The 21944-nt window shown below is 66.9% G+C and carries 17 protein-coding genes; 16 read left to right on the top strand and 1 reads right to left on the bottom strand.

Annotated elements, in window-relative coordinates:
* The 9 genes from QXZ94_RS33615 to QXZ94_RS33655 all read left to right on the top strand — a co-directional run bounded on the left by QXZ94_RS33615 (position 1) and on the right by QXZ94_RS33655 (position 11265).
* Positions 1-393, top strand: a complete 393-nt coding sequence (locus tag QXZ94_RS33615) for a hypothetical protein (RefSeq protein WP_172111048.1) — start codon at positions 1-3, stop codon at positions 391-393.
* Positions 390-2138 (top strand): penicillin-binding protein 2, encoded by a 1749-nt coding sequence (locus QXZ94_RS33620; protein WP_315725721.1) that lies wholly within the window; start codon positions 390-392, stop codon positions 2136-2138. Before QXZ94_RS33615 ends, QXZ94_RS33620 begins: the two co-directional genes overlap by 4 nt.
* A 68-nt stretch (positions 2139-2206) precedes the next feature.
* On the top strand, positions 2207-3667 hold the full coding sequence (locus QXZ94_RS33625) for a UDP-N-acetylmuramoyl-L-alanyl-D-glutamate--2,6-diaminopimelate ligase (protein WP_315725723.1): 1461 nt from the start codon (positions 2207-2209) through the stop codon (positions 3665-3667).
* Positions 3664-5040, top strand: a complete 1377-nt coding sequence (gene murF / locus QXZ94_RS33630; RefSeq protein WP_315725725.1) for a UDP-N-acetylmuramoyl-tripeptide--D-alanyl-D-alanine ligase — start codon at positions 3664-3666, stop codon at positions 5038-5040. The genes QXZ94_RS33625 and murF overlap by 4 nt, the downstream gene beginning before the upstream one ends.
* Positions 5041-5221: 181 nt before the next feature.
* Positions 5222-6328 (top strand): phospho-N-acetylmuramoyl-pentapeptide-transferase, encoded by a 1107-nt coding sequence (gene mraY / locus QXZ94_RS33635; protein WP_315725727.1) that lies wholly within the window; start codon positions 5222-5224, stop codon positions 6326-6328.
* A gap of 109 nt (positions 6329-6437) precedes the next feature.
* Positions 6438-7838 carry a UDP-N-acetylmuramoyl-L-alanine--D-glutamate ligase gene (gene murD / locus QXZ94_RS33640; protein ID WP_315725729.1) on the top strand — a complete coding sequence of 467 codons (1401 nt, stop codon included), beginning with the start codon at positions 6438-6440 and terminating at the stop codon, positions 7836-7838.
* Between the two features lie 248 nt (positions 7839-8086).
* On the top strand, positions 8087-9238 hold the full coding sequence (gene ftsW / locus QXZ94_RS33645; protein ID WP_172179612.1) for a putative lipid II flippase FtsW: 1152 nt from the start codon (positions 8087-8089) through the stop codon (positions 9236-9238).
* Between the two features lie 46 nt (positions 9239-9284).
* Positions 9285-10388 carry an undecaprenyldiphospho-muramoylpentapeptide beta-N-acetylglucosaminyltransferase gene (murG, locus tag QXZ94_RS33650; RefSeq protein WP_315725732.1) on the top strand — a complete coding sequence of 368 codons (1104 nt, stop codon included), beginning with the start codon at positions 9285-9287 and terminating at the stop codon, positions 10386-10388.
* Positions 10389-10410: 22 nt separating this feature from the next.
* On the top strand, positions 10411-11265 hold the full coding sequence (locus QXZ94_RS33655) for a hypothetical protein (protein ID WP_315725734.1): 855 nt from the start codon (positions 10411-10413) through the stop codon (positions 11263-11265).
* On the opposite strand, the gene QXZ94_RS33660 is transcribed toward QXZ94_RS33655, so the two are convergent.
* Complete coding sequence (locus tag QXZ94_RS33660; protein ID WP_315725736.1) at positions 11255-11992, bottom strand: carbonic anhydrase; 738 nt, start codon at positions 11990-11992, stop codon at positions 11255-11257. The genes QXZ94_RS33655 and QXZ94_RS33660 overlap by 11 nt on opposite strands.
* Before the next feature lie 363 nt (positions 11993-12355).
* Here QXZ94_RS33660 and murC point away from each other — a divergent pair, with 363 nt between their 5' ends.
* The 7 genes from murC (at position 12356) to lpxC (ending at position 21660) form a co-directional block, all read left to right on the top strand.
* Complete coding sequence (gene murC, locus QXZ94_RS33665) at positions 12356-13759, top strand: UDP-N-acetylmuramate--L-alanine ligase (protein WP_315725738.1); 1404 nt, start codon at positions 12356-12358, stop codon at positions 13757-13759.
* Between the two features lie 4 nt (positions 13760-13763).
* Positions 13764-14687 (top strand): UDP-N-acetylmuramate dehydrogenase, encoded by a 924-nt coding sequence (murB, locus tag QXZ94_RS33670; protein ID WP_315725740.1) that lies wholly within the window; start codon positions 13764-13766, stop codon positions 14685-14687.
* Between the two features lie 69 nt (positions 14688-14756).
* Positions 14757-15746 (top strand): D-alanine--D-alanine ligase, encoded by a 990-nt coding sequence (locus tag QXZ94_RS33675; protein WP_315725742.1) that lies wholly within the window; start codon positions 14757-14759, stop codon positions 15744-15746.
* Positions 15747-16052: 306 nt separating this feature from the next.
* The gene (locus tag QXZ94_RS33680; protein ID WP_315725744.1) at positions 16053-17108 is read left to right on the top strand and encodes a cell division protein FtsQ/DivIB; all 1056 of its coding nucleotides are present in this window, start codon (positions 16053-16055) and stop codon (positions 17106-17108) included.
* Positions 17105-18424: a cell division protein FtsA gene (gene ftsA / locus QXZ94_RS33685; protein WP_172111034.1), complete on the top strand. Its 1320-nt coding sequence runs from the start codon at positions 17105-17107 to the stop codon at positions 18422-18424. The genes QXZ94_RS33680 and ftsA overlap by 4 nt, the downstream gene beginning before the upstream one ends.
* A 90-nt stretch (positions 18425-18514) precedes the next feature.
* Positions 18515-20356, top strand: a complete 1842-nt coding sequence (ftsZ, locus tag QXZ94_RS33690) for a cell division protein FtsZ (RefSeq protein ID WP_315725746.1) — start codon at positions 18515-18517, stop codon at positions 20354-20356.
* Positions 20357-20700: 344 nt separating this feature from the next.
* Positions 20701-21660, top strand: a complete 960-nt coding sequence (gene lpxC / locus QXZ94_RS33695) for a UDP-3-O-acyl-N-acetylglucosamine deacetylase (protein WP_315725748.1) — start codon at positions 20701-20703, stop codon at positions 21658-21660.
* The last annotated feature ends 284 nt before the right edge of the window (positions 21661-21944 follow it).

Here is a 21944-nt window from a genome sequence, read left to right on the forward strand (position 1 = left end):
ATGCGCCTCCTCCATCTGGTCGTGATCTGCTCGCTGATCTTCGCGGCCGCTTATGTCTACCGCATCAAGATGGAATCGACCGCGCGCGTCGAACGCGTGCTGCAACTCCGCGCCGAGATTCGCGAGCAGCGCGAGGCCATCGCTCTCCTGCGTTCGGAATGGGCCAAACTCGATGCGCCGCTCCGGTTGCAGGGCCTGGTCGAGCGGCATCTGCCGCTGAAGCCGCTCAACGCCACGCAGTACGACAGCCTCAAGAATCTCCCGGAGCGGCCGCCGCGGTTTACGCGCCCGGACAATCCGGATCCGATCGGATCGATGATCGATGCCATCGACGCGATCAATGAAGAGCCCCCCGTGACCGGATCGGTGCGTCGCCCGGAGGATCAGCAATGACCGATCAGCTTCGGCCCCAGGTCAAGTCACAGGAACCCTGGCGCCAGCGCTTGGTACGCACGCTGCTGTACGGGCGCGACGTCGATCGCACCGCCAAGGCGCGTGCCCGCATCGGGCTTGCGATCATCGCCTTCGCCGCGGTTTACGCGATCATCGGCGGCCGGCTCGTGATGTTTGCGGTCGGCTCCGACGGGCCGAGCGCGCGTCGTGCCGCGCAGCAGGACGCCATCGCGACGGCGCGGCCCGACATCGTCGACCGCAACGGGGCCGTGCTTGCCACCGACGTCAAGACGCCGAGCCTGTTCGCCGAGCCGCGCCGCCTGATCGACAAGGACGAGGCCATCGAGCTGCTGACGGCGACCTTGCCGGATCTCGATACGAGCGAGGTGCGCGACCGCCTGATGTCGCGCAAGGGTTTCGTCTGGCTCAAGCGCGAGATGACGCCGAAGCAGCAGCAGGACATCCATCGCCTTGGTCTGCCGGGGATTGGGTTCCTGCGCGAGAACAAGCGCGTCTATCCGACCGGCAACGAGGTGGCCCACCTGATCGGCCTGGTGAACATCGACAACCAGGGCATCGCCGGCATGGAGAAGTGGCTCGACAATCAGGGCCTCGCCGACCTGCATCGCGCCGGCTTCGCCACCGACCGTCTGCAGCGGCCGATCGAGCTCTCGGTCGACCTGCGCGTCGAGCATGCGCTGCGCGACGAACTGCTCAAGGCCAAGGAGAAGTTCAAGACCAAGGCAGCCTCCGGTCTCGTCGTCAACGTCAGGACCGGCGAGATCATCGCGATGGTGTCGCTGCCGGATTTTGATCCGAACAATCCAAAGGAGGCGCACGATCCCGACCGGATCAATCGTCTGACCACCGGCGTCTACGAGATGGGCTCGACCTTCAAGGCGTTCACCCTGGCGATGGCGCTCGACACCGGAAAATATGATCTCAACTCGCTGTGGGATGCGCGCGGGCCGCTACATTATGGCAAGTTCACGATCCATGACGACGAGCCGAAAGGACGCTTCCTCAACATGAAGGAGGTGTTCTACTTCTCCTCCAACGTCGGCGCTGCCAGGATCGCGCTGACGCAGGGCGTCGAGGGCCACAAGGCGTTCCTGCGCAAGATGGGCCAGTTCGACCGGTTGCGCACCGAGCTGCCTGAGAGCGCCTCGCCGATCCTGCCCAAGCGCTGGGCCGAGCTGAATACGGTCACGATCGCGTTCGGTCATGGCATGGCGGTGGCGCCATTGCAGGGCGTGATGGGCGTCAGCGCGCTGGTCAATGGCGGCTATCTGATCCCGCCGACCTTCATGAAGCGCACCGAGGCCGAGGCGATGGCGATCGCCAAGCGTGTGATCAAGCCGGAGACCTCGGAGAAAATGCGCTATCTGATGCGTCTGAACGCCGAGGTCGGCACCGCGCGCAAGGCCGACGTGAAGGGCTATTACATCGGCGGCAAGACCGGCACCGCCGAGAAGGTGATCAACGGCCGCTACGCCAAGAAGAAGGTGCTGACCCTCTTCACCGCCGTGATCCCGGCCGACAAGCCGAAATACCAGCTGCTGATCATGCTCGACGAGCCGCAGCCGCTGAAGGAAACCTACGGCTTCATCACCTCCGGCTGGAACGCGGTGCCGACCGCCGGCAATGTGATCTCCCGGATCGGGCCGCTGCTCGGCATCGAGCCCCGTTTCGACCTGCCGCCGTCCGACCGCCAAATTCTTGCGGCATCGCGGCTGACACAGTAAGCCGTCCGCGAATCGTCGGCTTTGCAGGTTCCGCCGCCCGGGCGGGCCAGAACCGGTACGGGACCAGGATGAAACTTCACGACCTCTTCGGGGATCAGGCGGAGCTCGCCCCGCAGATCGCCGCCGTCGAAGTCTCCGGCCTTGCCGTGGACAGCCGCGCCGTCCGGCCCGGCGATCTGTTCTTCGCACTCTCGGGAACCAAGGCCGACGGCGCCAGCTTCATCACCGCTGCGATCGCTGCCGGTGCGGTCGCGGTAGCTGGCGCCGCAGCGCCAGGATCAGTGCTGTCCGTTCCCTTCATCACGCTGGCGAACCCGCGGCGGGCACTGGCGCTCGCCGCCTCGCGCTTCTTCCCGCGCCAGCCTTCCACCATCGCCGCCGTCACCGGCACCAGCGGAAAGACCTCGGTCGCCGCCTTCACCCGGCAGATCTGGCAGATGCTGGGCCACAGCTCGGCCAGCATCGGCACCGTCGGCCTCGTGTCGGACAAGCGCACCGTCTACGGCTCGCTGACCACGCCCGATCCGATCGCGCTGCATCGGCAGATCGACGAGATCACCCGGGACGGCGTCACGCATCTGGCGTTCGAGGCCTCCTCGCATGGCCTCGATCAATTCAGGCTCGACGGCGTGAAGGTCTCGGCCGGTGGATTCACCAACCTGTCGCGCGACCACATGGATTATCATCCGGACCTCGCGCACTATCTGAGTGCCAAGCTCAGGCTGTTCCGCGATCTCGTTCCGCCCGGCGGTGCCGCCGTGATCTCGGCCGATCATGAGTGCTCTCCGGAGGTCATCGCGGCGGCGCAAGCGCGCGGGCTTCGCCTGATGACGGTCGGGACGAGCGGCGACGGGACCGGGGAGGGCATCCGGCTCGTGGCCGCCGCGGTGGATGGCTTCACGCAACAGCTCGAGCTGCAGCATTGCGGCCGCATGTCGACGGTCCGGCTGCCGCTGGTCGGTGCGTTCCAGGTCGAGAATGCGCTGGTGGCGGCGGGCCTTGCCATCGGCACCGGCAGTGATCCCCAGGCAGTGTTTGAATCGCTCGAGAGGCTCGAGGGCGCCAAGGGCCGGCTCGAGCTGGTCGGCGAGCACAATGGTGCGCCCATCTTCATCGACTACGCCCACAAGCCGGACGCGCTCGCCAAGGCGCTGCAGGCCGTGCGGCCCTATGCCTCAGGAAAGCTTGTGGTGGTGTTCGGCGCCGGCGGTGACCGCGACACCGGCAAGCGGCCGCTGATGGGGGCGATTGCCGCTGAAGAAGCTGACAGCGTCATCGTCACGGACGACAATCCGCGCAGCGAGGATCCCTCGGCGATCCGCGCCGCGATCCTGGCCGCGGCCCCAGGCGCCCGAGAGATCGGCGATCGCGCCGAGGCGATCCGGGCCGCGATCGGCGAGCTGAAGCCGGGCGATGCGCTGGTGATCGCCGGCAAGGGCCACGAGACCGGACAAATCATCGGCAGCACGGTGCTGCACTTCAGCGATCATGAAGCGGTCGCGGACGCATTGGCAGCGAGGGCATCATGACGAAGGCGCTGTGGACGGTGGCCGAGGCGGCACGCGCGCTCGGCCTCACCGGCGATTATCCGGAGACGCCGATCGACTTCGTCACGCAGGACAGCCGCGCCGTGAAGCCCGGCAGCCTGTTCGTTGCGCTGAGCGGGACCCCGAGCGGCGGCTTCGTCTCGAGCTTCGCCTCGAGCCGTGACGGCTGGGAGTTTGCCGCGAATGCCGAACTGGCCGGCGCCGTCGCAATGATCGTGCCGCGTCGGATCGAGGGCGTCGCGGTGCCGCAGCTCGTGGTGGCGGATACGCTGATCGATGGGTTGTGGGCGCTCGCGCGTGCGGCACGGGCGCGTTTTCATGGGCCGGTGATCGGATTGACCGGGAGCGCGGGCAAGACCTCGACCAAGGAATTCATCGCGGCCTATCCCAGCGCTTCAGCCAGCCCGTCGAGCTTCAACAATTTCTGGGGTGTGCCGCTGACGCTGTGCAATGCCGATCCGGATGCGTCCGTCTGGGTGGTCGAGATGGGCATGAATCAGAAGGGCGAGATCGCGCGGCTGACCGAACTGTCGCAGCCGACGGTGGCGCTGGTGGTCAATGTGCAGCCCGTGCATCTGGAAAAGCTCGGCAGTCTCGAGGCGATCCGGCAGGAGAAGGTCTCGATCGCGCGTGGCTTGCCGGCGGACGGCATTTTGGTGCTTCCCGCCGATCTCGCTGCGCCCGAGTGGAGCGGCAAGGTGGTCCGTTTCGGCGGCGTCGCCGAGGTTCGCGAGCTGTCGCACAGCTCCCGCGGCGAAAGCTGGGACGTCACTGCCGACATCGCCGGCCGCCATGTGGATTTTCTGCTGACACCCGGCGCCCCGCATCGCCTGCACAACGCGCTGGCGGCGCTGGCGTCGGTCGCCGCAGCCGGCCTCGATCCGGCGCAGCTGGCGCCGGCGCTTGGCCACGTCGGCATCATGACCGGCCGCGGCGTCGAGCAGAGCGTCGGCGACATCGTCCTGATCGACGACAGCTTCAATGGCAATCCGGCCAGCATGGCCGCGGCGCTCGACAGCCTGCAGGCGCGGCCGGTCCGGGGGCGGCGGATCGCCATCATCGGCGACATGCTGGAGCTCGGCGAGGAGGCGCCGGCCTATCATCAGGGAATGATCAGCCATCTCGCGGGGATCGACGGCGTCTACTGCGTCGGCCCGCTGATGCGGCACCTGTTCGACGAGTTGCCACAGCAGAAGCGGCTGGGCTGGCACGAGGACCCGGTGACGCTGGATCCCGGCCACGTCGCGGCGCTGCTTGCACCTGGCGACGTCGTCGTCATCAAGGGCAGCAAGAAGATCTTCTGGGTCAACAAGTTCGTGTCGAAGCTGGCGGCGGCCCTGCGCCCTGCGACGTGAATCCGGCGATATCGCGGCGCTGCAGAATATCTTCCACTGGTGGCCGGGCTGCCGTGCCGGACGGGTCCCTCGTCGCAGGCAACGATTCGCACCCGGCCCCGATCATGGTTAAAAGAGATTGGACTGGATTCGCGACAGAATCCGTGTTCGCGGTCTCGGTGAGGCGGCATAGGCGGGTTGAATGTTCTACTGGTTGATCGAGCTCACGAATACCTTTCCAAGCCTGTCCGTGTTTCGCGGGCTGCTCAACGTGTTCCGCTACATCACGTTCCGGACCGGCGGCGCCGTCGTCACCGGGGCGCTGTTCGTGTTCCTGTTCGGGCCCTGGATCATCGACCATCTCCGCTTGCGTCAGGGCAAGGGGCAGCCGATCCGCACCGACGGACCGCAATCGCATATCATCAGCAAGAAGGGCACGCCCACGATGGGCGGGCTGATGATCCTGTCCGGCCTCGTCGTGTCCACCGTGCTGTGGGCCAATCCGCTCAATCCCTATGTCTGGATCGTGCTGGCGGTGACGCTCGGCTTCGGCTTCGTCGGTTTCTATGACGACTATCTGAAGGTCACCAAGCAATCGCATTCAGGCTTCGCCGGCCGCCTCCGTTTGCTGATCGAAGCGGCGATCGCGCTGGTCGCCTGCTATGCGCTGGTTCGCCTGGGACGCGATCCGTCCTCGACCGGGCTTGCCATTCCGTTCTTCAAGGATCTCGTCTTCAAATTCGGCTGGATGTACGTCATCTTCGGCGCGTTCGTGATCGTCGGCGCCGGCAATGCCGTCAACCTGACCGACGGCCTCGACGGCCTCGCCATCGTCCCCGTGATGATCGCCTCCGCCAGCTTCGGCTTGATCGCCTATCTCGCCGGAAATGCCGTGTTCTCCGACTACCTGCAGATCCACTACGTCGCGGGCACCGGCGAGCTGGCCGTGCTGTGCGGCGCGGTGCTCGGCGCCGGCCTGGGCTTCCTCTGGTTCAATGCGCCGCCGGCCTCGATCTTCATGGGCGACACCGGCTCGCTGGCGCTCGGCGGCATGCTCGGCTCGATCGCGGTCGCGGTGAAGCACGAGATCGTGCTGGCAGTGATCGGCGGCCTGTTCGTGCTCGAAGCCGTGTCGGTGATCGTGCAGGTGGCCTCGTTCAAGCTGACGGGAAAACGCATCTTCAAGATGGCGCCGATCCACCATCATTTCGAGCAACTTGGCTGGACCGAGCCGCAGATCGTGATCCGGTTCTGGATCATCTCGGTGATGCTGGCGCTGGTCGGCCTGTCCACGTTGAAGCTGCGCTGATGATATCGTTTCAAGCCCACCGTCATTCCGGGGCGCGCGCAGCGCGAACCTGGAATCTCCAGATGCCGGATCACCGCTGCGCGGTGTCCGGAATGACAGAGTTCTCCACATGATCCCCGTCACCTCATTCGCCGGCAAGACTGTCGCCGTGTTCGGGCTCGGCGGCTCGGGGCTGGCCTCGTGCCACGCGTTGCGGGCCGGCGGCGCGGAAGTCATCGCGGCTGATGACGGTGCCGAGCGTATGACGGAGGCCGCAAGGGCCGGGTTCATTACCGCCGATCTCCGCACCGTCTCCTGGGCGAACTTCGCCGCCCTGGTGTTGGCGCCCGGCGTGCCGCTGACCCATCCCGTGCCGCATTGGAGCGTGCTCAAGGCGCGCGAGGCCGGCGTCGAGGTGATCGGCGACATCGAGCTGTTCTGCCGCGAGCGCCGGCGCCACGCACCGGATGCACCGTTCATCGCGATCACCGGCACCAACGGCAAGTCGACCACAACGGCGCTGATTGCGCATCTGATGCGCGTGGCCGGCTACGACACCCAGATGGGCGGCAATATCGGCACCGCGATCCTGTCGCTGGAGCCGCCGCGGATGGGCCGGGTCCACGTCATCGAAATGTCGTCCTACCAGATCGACCTGACGCCGTCGCTCGATCCGAGCGTCGGCATCCTGATCAATGTCAGCGAGGACCACATCGACCGCCACGGCACGATCGAGAACTACGCGGCGGTGAAGGAGCGGCTCGTTGCGGGCGTCCAAGCCAGGGGCACCGCGGTCGTCGGCGTCGACGATGGTTTTTCGCGCGCGACCGCCGACCGGCTGGACCAGGCCGGCAAGCGCGTCGTGCGCATCTCGGTGCGGAACCCGCTGGCCGACGGGATGTATGTCGAGCATGAAACGATCGTGCGCAGCGCGGGCGGGGCGCGCAGCGAGATCGCGCGGCTCGGCGGCATCGGCTCGCTGCGCGGCCAGCACAACGCCCAGAACGCGGCCTGCGCCGCGGCCGCCGCGCTTGCGATCGGCGTCAAGGAAGACGTGCTGCAGCAGGGGCTGCGCAGCTTTCCCGGCCTCGCCCATCGCATGGAGCAGGTCGGCCGCCGCGCCAACGTGCTTTTCGTCAACGATTCCAAAGGTACGAATGCGGACGCGACCGCGCACGCGCTGTCGTCGTTCGCCGACATCTTCTGGATCGCCGGCGGCAAGCCCAAGGCCGGCGGCATTACCAGCCTGTCCGGTTTCTTCCCGCGCATCCGCAAGGCCTATCTGATTGGCGAGGCGGCGGCGGAATTCGCCGGGACGCTGGGCGAGAAAGTGCCCCACACCATGTCAGGCACGCTCGAGGTTGCGGTGGCCCAGGCGGCCGCCGATGCCGCCGCTTCCGGACTGAAGGATGCAGTCGTCCTGCTATCTCCCGCCTGCGCCTCGTTCGACCAATTCCGCAACTTCGAGATCCGCGGCACCCGCTTCCGCGAGCTGGTGCAGACGCTGCCGGGCGTGACACCTGTGGTGTGACCGCTCTCGCGTCACCGTTAGCTGTCGTCCCGGCGAACGCCGGGACCCATACCCCCAGGACGCAATTTGAGGCACGCCGGCAATTGGCTCTTCGCCCATCGCGACGGCCGCGGCGTATGGATCCCGATCGGCGCCGCGACGCGCTTACGCGTCACGGCTTGTCCGGACGACAGCGGAGAGGTCCTTAACCCTTCGATAACCATCCTGGGCGCCAATGGGCTGATTCCTTCGGCTCAGGTGGTGGTCCGATGCTCTCCCGTGAAGAACGCAATCCGCTGTCCGATTGGTGGTGGACCGTCGACAAGCCGCTGCTCGGCTCGATCCTGGCGCTGATGCTGTGCGGGGTGATCCTGTCGCTGGCGGCGAGCCCGCCGGTGGCGACCCGGATCGGGCTCGATCCATTCCACTTCTTCAACCGCCACGTCCTGTTCCTGCTGCCGTCCTTCATCGTGCTGATCGGTGTCTCCTTCCTGTCGCCGCGGCAGATCCGGCGCAGCGCGCTGGTGGTGTTCACGATCGCCATCGTGCTGATCGTGCTGACGCTGGCGATCGGCCCGGAGGTGAAGGGCTCGCGCCGCTGGATCACGCTGGTCGGCGTCAACATCCAGGCGTCCGAGGCGGCGAAGCCGGCTTTCGTCGTCGTCTCCGCCTGGCTGTTCTCGGAGTCCGCGCGGCGGCCCGACATGCCAGCGACGACGATGGCGCTGGTGCTGCTGTTGATGCTGGTGTCGCTTCTGGTGATGGAGCCGGATTTCGGCCAGACCATGCTGATCCTGATGGTCTGGGGCTCGCTGTTCTTCATCGCCGGCATGCGCATGATCTGGGTCGCGGGCCTCGCCGGTGCCGCGGCCGCGGGCCTGTTCGGCGCCTATCTGCTGGTGCCGCACGTGGCGGGGCGCATCAAGCGCTTCATGAACCCGGCGTCGGGTGACACCTTCCAGGTCGACACCGCGATGGAGGCGTTCTCCAATGGCGGCTGGTTCGGCCTCGGGCCGGGCGAGGGCATCGCCAAGCGGAGTCTCCCGGACAGCCACACCGACTTCGTCTTTGCCGTCGCGGCCGAGGAGTTCGGCATCATCCTGTGCCTGGCGCTGGTCGCGCTGTTCGGCTTCATCGTGATCCGCACGCTGTCGCGCGCCTATGCCAGCGAGGACGGCTTCTCGCGCTTCGCAGCGTCGGGACTCGCGATCCTGTTCGGCATCCAGGCGGCCATCAACATCTCGGTCAATCTGCAGCTGATCCCGGCCAAGGGCATGACCTTGCCCTTCATCTCCTATGGCGGCTCGTCGATCGTGTCGCTCGCCTATGGTGTCGGCATGATGCTGGCGCTGACGCGGCAGCGGCCGCGGATCGAGATGGAGGCGACCGACGCGGCCGGCTCGCTGCGCAACTATGCGTGAGCCGCCTCGCTCGCAATGACGACACATTGGCTGTAAACAAGCGCGCATGACCTCAACTGCGCCCCTCATCCTGCTCGCGGCCGGCGGCACCGGCGGCCATCTGTTTCCTGCCGAAGCGCTCGGTGTCGAGCTGATCAGACGCGGCTATCGCGTCCGTCTCGTCACCGATGCGCGGGCGCTGCGCTACAGTGGCCTGTTCACCAAGGACATGATCGACGTGGTCCCGAGCGAGACGGTGCGCAGCCGCTCGCCGGTGGCGCTGGCGCGCACGGCGCTGCTGCTCGGCACCGGCACGGTTGCCGCCTTCAGCCTGATGCGCCGGCTGAAGCCTGCGGCGGTGATCGGCTTTGGCGGATATCCGACCGTGCCACCGCTGTTGGCAGCGCGGCTCGCCGGGGTGCCCAGCCTGATCCACGACGCCAATGCCGTGCTCGGCCGCGCCAATCGTTTTCTCTCCTCGCATGTGAAGGCGATCGCCACCTCGCTGCCCGGCGTACTCGACCGCGATCCCGCGCTGGCGGCCAAGACGACCACCGTCGGCACGCCGATGCGACCCGCGATCCTGGAAGCGGCGGCCGTGCCCTATGTTGCGCCGGAGACCGCAGGTCCGCTGCGGCTGCTGGTGGTCGGTGGCAGCCAGGGCGCCCGCGTGATGAGCGACGTCGTTCCTGGCGCGATCGAGCGGCTCGAGCCCGCCCTTTGGGGGCGGCTGGTGCTGACCCAGCAGGTCCGGCAGGAGGACATGGCGCGGGTGCGCGCGGTCTATGACCGGCTCAAGATCAATGCCGAGCTGCAGCCGTTCTTTACCGATCTGCCGGCGCGGCTTGCCGCCAACCATCTCGTGGTCTCGCGCTCCGGCGCCGGCACCGTGGCCGAGCTCGCCGCGATCGGCCGCCCTTCGATCCTGGTGCCGTTGCCCGGCGCCATCGACCAGGACCAGTTCGCCAATGCAGGCGTGCTGTCCGAGGCCAACGCCGCGATCCGGATCGTGCAGAGCGACTTCACGCCCGATCGACTGGCCTCGGAGATCTCGGCGCTCGCGGCCGAGCCTTCACGCCTTGCCGCCATGGCCCAGGCCGCGCGTGCGGCCGGCCGGCTCGATGCCGCGGAGCGGCTGGCCGATCTCGTCGTCAAGACCGCCACGCCTTGAGCGGAGCGCGCGCAGGCCTGTCATGACTGGACTGACAGAGTCGCAGCACGATCCGATGCGCCTGCGGCAGCATCCGTCGTTTGTCCCGGTCTTTGTCAGCTTCTGCGACCAGCTGGTCGCGCCGCTGCGCGGCCAGCGCCTGATGATCAAGCTGTTCGGGCAGCGCGCACCGACCGAGATCGCCGCGCATATCGTCATGATGCATGTGTCGGCCGGCGACGCCACCGAGCGTCCGACCCTGACGCGCCTGCAGGCGCGGCTGCCGGGGCCGCGGCAGACGGCGGTCTTCGTTGCGATGCTGCGCGGTCTGTCGCTGGTGAAGGTGGAGCGCGATCCCGACGATGCCCGCATCCGCTATTTGATTCCCGGGCCTGTCATCCTCGAAGGCCTGCGTGGTTGGCTCGCCCTCCACCTCGACTGCCATGCCCAGCTGACGCGAAGCGAGCGACTGAGTCCGCGTCTGCACAGCGACGACACGTTCTTCGCCGAGATGATCCGGCAATGCGCGACATGGCTGTGCCGCGCCAACCGGCCGCTGACGAGCTTTCCGGATCTCGCCTGGACCGATGAGCATGATAGCGGCATTCACCTCGCGCTGACGCTGGTCGCCCGCTCTGCGGCTGGCCAAGCCGCCGTCGACGTGTCGACCGCCGAGCTTGCGACCTCGCTCGGTGTGTCACGCTCGCATATCCGCAACCTGCTCACGGCGATGGAAGGGCGCGATCTGCTGCGCTTCGACGAGCGGCGCCAGCGGTTGTCGCTGACGCCGGATTTCGTGGACGCCGTCGAGGCCTGGTTCTGCCATCAGATCTGCTGGCTGGCGGCGGCCGGCGAGCGTGCCGGTCGCGCGCTGCTGTCGGCCGGCGTCAAAGCGTGACGACGCGGCCGGACTCGATGTCGTAGACGCCGCCGATGATCTTCACCTTGCCGTCGGCAACCATGCTGCTGACGATCGGCTTCGCCTTCGACAAACGCTGCACGTTATGGCGGACGTTCTCCTTCGTCGCCTCTGCCAGCAGATCCTGCGGCTTCCTGGCGATTGCAGCCTCGACCCCCGGCTTCAGCGCGTTCACCAGCTCCGGCAGATGACCCGGCAGCTTGGTGCCGTCCTTCAACACCTTAATGGTGGCGTCGACGGCTCCGCAGCCGCTATGGCCGAGCACGAGCACGAGCGGAATGCCGAGGAACTTCACGCCATATTCCAGGCTGGCCAAACCGTCGTCATTGACGAAATTGCCGGCGACGCGGACCACGAACAACTCGCCGGGAGCCTGATCGAACACCAGCTCCGGTGCGACGCGGGAATCGGCGCAGCTCACGATCGCCGCGATCGGATATTGCGCGGTGGCGCGCGCGGCGCGTCCGGCCGAGAAGTCCTTGTTGTCGAGATTGCCTGCGGCGTAACGGGCATTGCCGTCCATGATCCGCTTCAGGGCCTCGTCTGCGGAAATGGCGTTGGGCACGGGCTGCTTCGCATCCTTGTTGGCATCCTTGGCCCAGGCGGTGCCGGCGCCCAGCGTGGCTGCGGCCAGCAGGCCGGCGCCGCTCCCGAGCAGCCGGCGGCGGGAGAGAGCGGGAGATTTGGTTTCACACAGCGCGCACATCGTCAGGTCACTCCATCGGCATTGCACGCGGCGCGTGTGGCCGCGGCTGGACAAGCGCCATGCCACGGCAGTGCGCGGAGTGAACGCGCAAAAACTGCAGGTATCTGACTGCGCCCGTCCGGCCTGAGGTTGCACTTAATGAATTGTGAAAGAATCTCGGGGGCGAGGGCAGGCGGCACCCGGGATGTTGGGGGAGCGGAGCCGGAAAATCGGCCAAAATCAGGCGGTTGACCCTCGATTTGGCGATTTTTGCGGTCGAAGCGGCTTGTCCCGGTCGGCCATGTCTTGCAAGAAGGGCGGGTGATTCGCGGTCGCTCGCCCTCCGACGGGCGTGGCGGAGCCCCCTTTGAGACGAGATGCCCCATGAGACTGCCGCGCGAGATCGGACCCATCCACTTCGTCGGGATCGGCGGCATCGGCATGAGCGGCATCGCCGAGGTGCTGTGCAATCTCGGCTACACGGTGCAGGGCTCGGACGCCTCCGACAACGCCAACGTCGCACGCCTGCGCGAGAAGGGCATCACCGTCAGCGTCGGCCATAAGGCCGAGAACGTCGCAGGCGCCGACGTTGTCGTGGTCTCGACCGCGATCAAGCGCGACAATCCCGAGCTGATGGCGGCGCGTGCCCAGCGCATTCCCGTCGTGCGCCGTGCCGAGATGCTGGCCGAGCTGATGCGGCTGAAGAGCTGCGTCGCCATCGCCGGCACCCACGGCAAGACCACGACCACCTCGATGGTCGCGGCGCTGCTCGATGCCGGTGGGCTTGATCCGACCGTCATCAATGGCGGCATCATCAATGCCTACGGCACCAATGCGCGGCTCGGCGGCGGCGAATGGATGGTGGTGGAAGCCGACGAGAGCGACGGCACGTTCCTGAAGCTGCCGGCCGATGTCGCGATCGTCACCAATGTCGATCCCGAGCATCTCGATCATTTCAAGACCTTCGACGCCGTGCAGGACGCGTTCCGCGCCTTCGTCGAGAACGTGCCGTTCTACGGCTTCGCCGTGATGTGCATCGATCATCCCGTGGTGCAGGCCTTGGTCGGCAAGATCGAGGACCGCCGCATCATCACTTATGGCGTGAACCCGCAGGCCGACGTCCGGCTGGTCGATCTGACGCCGACGGGCGGCGGCTCGTCGTTCAAGGTCGTGTTCCGCGACCGCAAGAGCGGCGCGACGCACGAGATTGCCGACATCGTCCTGCCGATGCCGGGCCGGCACAATGCCTCGAACGCGACGGCGGCGATCGCCGTGGCCCGTGAACTCGGCCTGTCCGATGACGCCATCCGCAAGGCGATCGCCGGCTTCGGTGGCGTCAAGCGCCGCTTCACCCGTACCGGCGAGTGGAATGGCGTGACTGTGATCGACGACTATGGCCATCACCCCGTCGAGATCGCCGCCGTGCTGAAGGCGGCGCGCGAATCCACCAACGGCAAGGTCGTCGCCGTGGTGCAGCCGCATCGCTACACCCGGCTGCAGTCGCTGTTCGAGGAGTTCTGCACCTGCTTCAACGACGCCGACGCCGTCGTCGTGGCCGATGTCTATCCCGCCGGTGAAGCGCCGATCGAGGGCATCGACCGCGATCACTTCGTGCTCGGCCTGCGCGCCCACGGTCATCGCGACGTGCTGCCGCTGCCGAAGGCCGCCGACCTCGCCGGCATCGTCAAGGATCTCGCCAAGCCGGGCGACCTCGTCGTCTGCCTCGGCGCCGGCAACATCACGCAATGGGCCTACGCGCTGCCGAACGAGCTGAAGGCGCTGGGGTAGGGCGGTGAGCTTTCCCGACATCACGCCCGAGCTCAGAGCCGCGATGCCCGAATTGCGCGGGCGTCTGCTCGCCAATGAGAGCCTCGCGCCGCTCACCTGGTTTCGCGTCGGCGGACCGGCGCAGGTGCTATTCACGCCAGCCGATGCTGACGACCTCGCCTACTTTCTGAAGCATCTCGCCGCTGATCTGCCGGTCTCCGTCATCGGCGTCGGCTCCAACATGATCGTGCGCGACGGCGGCGTGCCGGGCGTGGTGATCCGGCTGGCGCCGCGCGCGTTCGGCGAGGTCAAGGCGGAGGGCGACATCGTTGCGGCCGGCACCGCGGCGCTCGACAAGCGGGTCGCCGAGGTTGCCGCTTCAGCCAATCTCGCCGGTCTGGAATTCCTGTTCGGCATCCCCGGCACCATCGGTGGCGCGCTGCGGATGAATGCCGGCGCCAATGGGGGCGAGACCAAGGATGTCCTGGTCGAAGCGACCGCGATCGACCGTCACGGCGAGACGCATCGCTTCACCAATGCCGGCATGAAGTTCACCTACCGTGCGAGCGGCACCGATCCCTCACTGATCTTCACGGCGGCGCGCTTCCGCGGCACGCCGTCCGCGCCTGACGCGATCCGCGCGCGCATGGCCGAGGTGCAGGCGCATCGCGAGACGGCGCAGCCGATCCGCGAGAAAACCGGCGGCTCCACTTTCAAGAATCCGCCGGGACATTCGGCCTGGAAGCTCGTCGATGCCGCCGGCTGTCGCGGCCTCCAGCTCGGCGGAGCCCAGGTCTCGGAGATGCACTGCAACTTCCTGATCAACACCGGCAGCGCGACCGCCGACGACATCGAGACGCTCGGTGAGACCGTCCGCGAGCGCGTCAAGGCGACTTCGGGCATCGAGCTGCAGTGGGAAATCAAGCGGATTGGACTCAAGGCGAGCTGAACGGCCCGCCTGTTGACGCAACTTCCGTATCGTCGCGACCGCGTTTTGAGATCAACCGGGAAGCCATTGATGCGCACCACGATTTTATTCGGCGGCTCCAACAAGGAACGCCTCGTCTCGGTCGCCAGCGCCAAGGCGCTGCATGCGGCGCTGCTGGAAGCGGACCTGTGGTTCTGGGAGGCCGACGACACGGTGCATCAGGCGAGCGGCGAGGCGCTGACCGCTCACGCCAAGCCGTTCGAGGAGCCGTTCACGGCCGACGGCGCGAGGATCGGAACGCTGACCGAAGCGCTCGATCGAGCCCGCGCGGAACAGCGACTCCTGGTGCTCGGACTTCATGGCGGACGCGCCGAGAACGGCGAGCTTCAACTGATGTGCGAGCTTCGCGGCGTGCCGTTCACCGGCTCGAGCTCAGCGTCCTCACATCTTGCCTTCGACAAGGTGGCGGCCAAGCGCTTCGCCGTGCTCGGCGGCGTGACGGTGGCTGAGGGCGTCGCGCTGGAGGATGCCGAGGCTGCGCTCGCCCGCTACGGGCGGCTGATCGCCAAGCCGGTGAAGGATGGATCGAGCTTCGGGCTGATCTTCGTCAACGCCAGGCAGGACCTCGTCGCCGTCAAGGCGGCGGCTGCAACCGAGGAGTATCTGATCGAGCCCTTCGTCACCGGCACCGAGGCGACCTGTGGCGTGCTCGAACAGGCCGATGGCGCGCTGATCGCGCTGCCGCCGATCGAGATCCTTCCCGCCGATGGCGCCTTCAACTATTTCGCGAAGTACCTCGCGACGGCGACGAAGGAGATCTGTCCCGGGCGGTTCAGCCCGGAGGTGACGGCCGCGCTGCAGACCGAAGCGGTCAAGGCGCATCGTGCGCTGTCCTGCGGCGGCTATTCGCGCACCGATTTCATTGTCTCGGCCAATGGCCCTGTTTATCTCGAGACGAACACCCTGCCGGGGCTGACCGCCGCCTCCCTGTATCCGAAGGCTTTGAAGGCTGAAGGCATCGCCTTCGTCGATTTTCTGCAGCAGCAGATCGCCTTGGCCGAACGCCGCGTCCGAAGATAGGGCGTTCGATACGCGCACCGGAGGAACCCGGCCCGGCGTCCCCCGGTGGTTCCTGTAATCGGTAAAATGCTTAAGAATCCTGGGCAAGGTCCTCATAAATCGGAGAAAAAAATCGTCTCCCCGGACCGATTTTACTTTTTGTTTACCAGGACGTCCGAAGGTTAACGCTGGCGCTTCAGTGGTGCTCGGCTGCCGGGTCGAGCTGTCGTGACGATGCGCATCGCGATCGTCACCAGTATCGGCCGGCCGGGACCGTGGGCGTGGGTCCGCGAGTATTGCGGGCGCAACAGTTGATGAGCTCGTGCAATGGATGGTGCAGGACGCCTCGCTCGATCGCAGAGGCCTCAAGCTGACCTCAAAGCCGCTGCCCTTGGCGCGGTGATCCTGCTGCGCGAGTATGTCTCAGCCCGTCTTCCGCGCGTCAGGCTGCCGCGGCGACAGACGAAGCCGCAGCACGGCAGGCGGCCGCCGCGCGGGGATCGTGCGCAGGTGCCGGGCGCGCTGGCGCCGATGGTCGAGCGCGAGGCGCCGCCGCGCATCGTCGCGTTCGTCGAGCGCTATCTGCCGCGCCGGCTCGGCACCATTGCCACGGTGGCCCTGCTGTTCGGCAGCGTCTGGCTCGGCATCGTCAAGGGCGGCCACGCCCAGGATGTCAGCGCGGCTCTCTCCGACACCCGTAACGCCCTGGCCAATGCGGCCGGCTTCCGCATCACGGCGGTTGCGATCAATGGCCGCAAGCAGCTCACGCAGGACGAGGTGCTCGCGGTCGGCGGCGTCTCCGGCCGCTCCTCGCTGTTGTTCCTCGATGCCGCCGCGGTCCGCGACAGGCTCAAGGCCAATCCCTGGATTGCGGAAGCAACCGTGCAGAAGTTCTTCCCGAACCAGCTGCAGATCGACATCGTCGAGCGCAAGGCGTTCGCGCTGTGGCAGCAGGACGGCCGCCTCTCGGTGATCGCCGACGATGGCGCCGTGCTCGAACAATATGTGTCGCGCCGCTTCCTGACCCTGCCGCTCGTGGTCGGCAAGGGCGCCGAGAGCCGTGCGCGTGATTTCCTGGCGCTGCTCGCGCGCTATCCGCAGGTCCGCGCCGTGACCAAGGCTGCGGTGTTCGTCGGCGAGCGCCGCTGGAACCTGCGCACCAAGGACGGCCTCGACATCCGCCTGCCCGAATACGACGTCGGCAACGCGCTCGCCACCCTGAGCCAGCTCGATCAGGAGGACAAGCTGTTCTCGCGCGACATCGTCGCCATCGACATGCGCCTTCCGGATCGGCTGACGGTGCAGCTCTCCGAAGATGCGGGCAAGGCGCGCGACGAGCTGTTCAAGGACAAGAAGTCCAAGAAGAAAGCCGGTGACGCATGACCGGCTTCGATCGCCAGACTCCGAAGACGCGCCCGATGGGCCAGAAGCGCACGGCGCTGGTCGCCTCGCTCGATGTCGGCACCAGCAAGATCGCCTGCATGATCGCGCGATTGAAGCCGGCGCCACCGAGCGACGCGCTGCGTGGCCGCACCCATGCCGTCGAGCTGATCGGCTACAGCCAGATCCAGTCGCGCGGCGTCAAGGCCGGCGCCGTGGTCGATCCGGTCGAATGCGAGCAGGCCGTCCGGCAGGCGGTCGCGCTGGCCGAGCGCATGGCCAAGGTGCGGGTCGAGTCCGTGCTGTTGCCGGTCGCCGGCGGCCGCGTGATGGGTCATCTGATCGAGGCCACGTCGGATATCCGCGGCGCTGCCGTGACCCAGGCCGATGTCAGCCGCGTGACCTCGACCGGGATGCACCATGCGACGGGCGAGGGCCGGGCGGTGCTGCATGCCCTGCCGGTCGGCTACACCCTCGACGGCGTGAAGGGCATCCGCGACCCCCGCGGCATGCTGGCGCGGCAGTTCGGCGTCGACATGAACGTCGTCACGACCGACGCCACCGTGGCCAAGAACCTGATGCTCGTGGTCGAGCGCTGCCATCTCAACGTCGAGGCGATGGCGGCGAGCCCGTATGTTGCCGGGTTGTCGGTGCTGACCGACGACGAGGCGGATCTCGGTGCGGCCGTGGTCGAGATGGGCGCGGGCACCACGACGATCGCGTTCTATTCCGGCGGCCGCTTCGTCCATGCCTCCGGATTTGCGCTGGGCGGGCATCACGTGACCATGGATCTTGCGCGCGGACTATCAGCGTGCATTGCAGATGCCGAGCGAATCAAGACGTTATATGGCACGGTGCTGACTGGCGGGTCCGACGCGCGTGAGTTGATGTCTGTTCCGACGGCGGGTGACAACGAGCGGGATGTTCCGCAGATCGTGTCCCGCGCCACCATCGCGAACATCGTCAGGCACCGCGCAGAGGAGATTTTTGAAATGGTCCGCGACCGGCTGAAGGATTCGCCCTTTGCGGCAGAACCCAAGGCGCGCGTCGTCCTCAGCGGAGGCGCCTCCCAGCTGACGGGGCTGGTCGAGCTTGCGACGCGGATCCTGGATCGGCCGGTCCGGGTCGGGCGTCCGCTCGGCTTTGGCCGCCTTCCCAACGAGGCCAAGAACGCTGCCTTCGCGGTCCCCACCGGGCTCCTGGTCTATCCGCAATACGCGCATCTCGAACATGTTGAACCGCGGCATACGCGGCAGGTCGGGACAGGAACCGACGGCTATTTCGGAAAGGTCGGACGATGGCTACGCGAGGGCTTCTGATGACCGCTATCCGCCCCAACCGATTTTCACCAACACCACCCACGGCCGGCGGCCGGGGCGAACCCACGCGCGCGTGATCGAGAGGCAATCATGGCACTCACTATTACACCTCCTGATATCCACGAGCTGAAGCCCCGGATCACCGTGTTCGGCGTCGGCGGCGCGGGCGGCAACGCCGTCAACAACATGATCACGGCCGGCCTGCAGGGTGTCGACTTCGTCGTCGCCAACACCGACGCGCAGGCGCTGACCATGTCCAAGGCGCAGCGCATCATCCAGATGGGCACGCAGGTGACGCAAGGGTTGGGCGCCGGCTCGCAGCCGGACGTCGGCGCTGCCGCCGCGCAGGAGGTGATCGACGAGATCCGCGATCATCTCTCGGGTGCCAACATGGTGTTCGTGACCGCCGGCATGGGCGGCGGAACCGGCACGGGTGCGGCTCCCGTCATCGCCAAGACGGCGCGCGAGATGAACATCCTGACGGTCGGTGTCGTCACCAAGCCGTTCCACTTCGAAGGCGCGCGCCGCATGCGCACCGCGGAGTCGGGTATCTCGGAGCTGCACAAGGTCGTCGACACGCTCCTGATCATCCCCAACCAGAACCTGTTCCGGGTCGCCAACGAGAAGACGACCTTTGCCGACGCCTTCGCGATGGCCGACCAGGTGCTGTATTCGGGCGTCGCCTGCATCACCGACCTGATGGTCAAGGAAGGCCTGATCAACCTCGACTTCGCCGACGTCCGCGCTGTCATGCGTGAGATGGGCAAGGCGATGATGGGCACCGGCGAAGCGTCGGGCGAGAAGCGCGCGTTGACCGCGGCGGAAGCTGCGATCGCCAACCCGCTGATCGACGATTCCTCGATGAAGGGCGCCCGTGGCCTGCTGATCTCGATCACCGGCGGCAAGGACCTCACGCTGTTCGAGGTCGACGAAGCCGCGACCCGCATCCGCGAGGAAGTCGACCAGGACGCCAACATCATCGTCGGCGCCACCTTCGACGAATCGCTCGACGGCCTGATCCGCGTCTCCGTCGTTGCCACCGGCATCGAGCAGGCGCAGTTCAACCGCGGCGTCGCGACGACTGCACAGCCGGCGGCGGCTGTCGCTCCGATTGCCGCCGCCCCGACCGCTCATGCGGGTCTTCCTGAAAGCCGCCTCGCCGACCTGACGGCGCGCCTGCGCGCCGACAATCAGCGGCTGGCGGAACGCGCCGCCAAGCTCGAGCAGCAGGCGTCGCAGGCTCCGGCCGTCGCCACGTCCGCGCCCGCGCCGATGGCTCCGGCGCCGCGGCCGGCTCCGAATCTCGAGCGCGACACGCTGGCCGCCGTCGCCGCCGCGATGGCGAGCGAGCCGGCGCCGGTCGCTGCTCCCGTGCAGCCGGCCTCCTACGGTGACGTGACCGTTCGCCCGATCGCGCAGAAGCCGTCGCTGTTCCCCGAGCCGGAGGCGCAGCGCACCGCGCCGGTGGAACCGGCGGCGCCGCCGGAGACCTTCATTCCGCAGGCGGCCGAGCGGGTTCCAGTCCGCGCCCAGCGTATGCCGAAGTTCGAAGATCTGCCGATGCCGGCTCAGGCCGAGATCCGGCAGGCGAGGGGAGACGAGGGCGAGGAGCATCCGCAGAAGACCCGGATGTCTCTGCTGCAGCGTCTCGCCAATGTCGGCCTCGGCCGGCGCGAAGAGGATGGCGAGCAGCCGATCTCAGCGCGCAACGTCGCTCCGGCCATGCCGCAGATGCCGCCGCTGCCGGAACGCAAGCCGCAGCGGAGCGTTAGCCAGCAGGTCGCGAGTCACGAATCGCCGGTCTCGGAATATGCGCGCCGTCCCGCTCCGCAGGGTTTGGACGTCCATGGCCGTCCCGCGCCTGTGGCCCCCGCGCCACAGGGCGACGACCATTTGGATATCCCGGCCTTCCTGCGCCGGCAGGCAACCTGAGAATTGTTACAGCCCCGATGGCGCTGAACAGGCCCGGCTCGCGAGAGCCGGGCCTTTTTGATGGGCTGCCGGGAGGCTCGAGTTGTGGTTCAACTAACTGATTTTAAATGATTAATTATTCTTTCGGTGCTTGGATGCGGAACCAGGAGGGTTAAGGCCACGTTCCAGTTTGGTTAAGGGTTGGCGCGAATACGGCAGAGATGGGGTAACAATCCGTAAAGAAGCGTGAGTTGGCGCTCTTTGGGGGGCTCGTTAAGTTCTGCCGTGACTTGGGGATGCCTGAAGATGAGTCGGTTCGCGAGGGGCGGCCGGTACGTTTCAGGCGGGGTCTTGGGCGATCGTCGATGAAATTCAGCCGGCAAACAACGCTTCGTTCGCAAGCCACCGTCACCGGTGTAGGCGTCCACTCCGGCGCGCCTGCCAGCCTGACGATCGGGCCGGCGCCGATCGATACCGGAATCGTGTTCCTTCGGACGGGACTGGATGGCGCCGACCGTGAGGTCCAGGCCGCTTTCGGTTCGGTGATCGCCACCGAGCTCGCGACCGTCCTGGGTGACCGCCAGGGTCCGCTGGTCTCCACTGCCGAGCATATTCTGGCCGCGCTGCGCGGCATGGGTGTCGACAACGCTTTGATTGAGGTCGACGGTCCCGAAGTTCCGATCATGGACGGCAGCGCTGCCCCGTTCGTGGCTGCGATCGACCAGGCCGGCATCATCAACCAGTCCGCTCCCCGCCGCTACATCCAGATCCTCAAGCCCGTTCAGGTGACCATGGGGTCCTCGATGGGTGAGCTGCGTCCTTACAATGCGGGCTTCCGAGTCGAGGTCGAGGTCGACTTCTCGAACGCCGTGATCGGCCGTCAGGCCTGCCATTTCGAGCTCAATCCTGAGCGCTTCCGCCGCGAGATCGCACGCGCCCGCACCTTCGGCTTCATGAGCGACGTGTCGCGGCTGTGGAATGCCGGCTTCGCGCTCGGCTCGTCGTTCGACAACACGCTGGTGTTCGACGAGGAGCGCCTGCTCAATCCGGAAGGTCTCCGCTACGCCGACGAATGCGCCCGCCACAAGGTGCTGGACGCGATCGGCGATCTGGCCCTGGCCGGCCTGCCGATGCTCGGCACCTACCGGTCGGTCCGTGGCGGCCACAAGCTGAACCACGCCGTGCTCACCGCTCTGATGGCCGATCGGACCGCGTGGCGGCTGGTCGAGGGCGAGACGGTGCGTCGTCCGCGCGCGGCGACCGAGGCGGTCGGCGGCATGGTCGGTGGCATGATCGCCCCGGCCTTCGGCCCGGACGTGTCCTGAGTTCATTTAGCCTGAACCAGCCGCGAGCTCGGCTGATCGCGCCGCGGCGAGGCGGATCGCTGCGGGTTCTGCGCGACGTCCCTTTCTCCACGAGTATTTCGTTAAGGAATGTTGCCGGCGGCCTGTGCACGGCCAGCAGCCGGTCGCTTGTAGCTGGTTTCCACCGCCTTTTCCGGAGGTAACCACGATGCGAGGCCGCAGCCTCGGTCTTGCCTTAATCCGGACGGATTGGCTGCCTATGCGGTTGGTTGACGAAGTGTTTTCGGTTAGAGAGGCGGTGGCAG

This window comes from Bradyrhizobium sp. SZCCHNS2022, from assembly GCF_032377575.1.
GTDB lineage: Bacteria > Pseudomonadota > Alphaproteobacteria > Rhizobiales > Xanthobacteraceae > Bradyrhizobium > Bradyrhizobium aeschynomenes.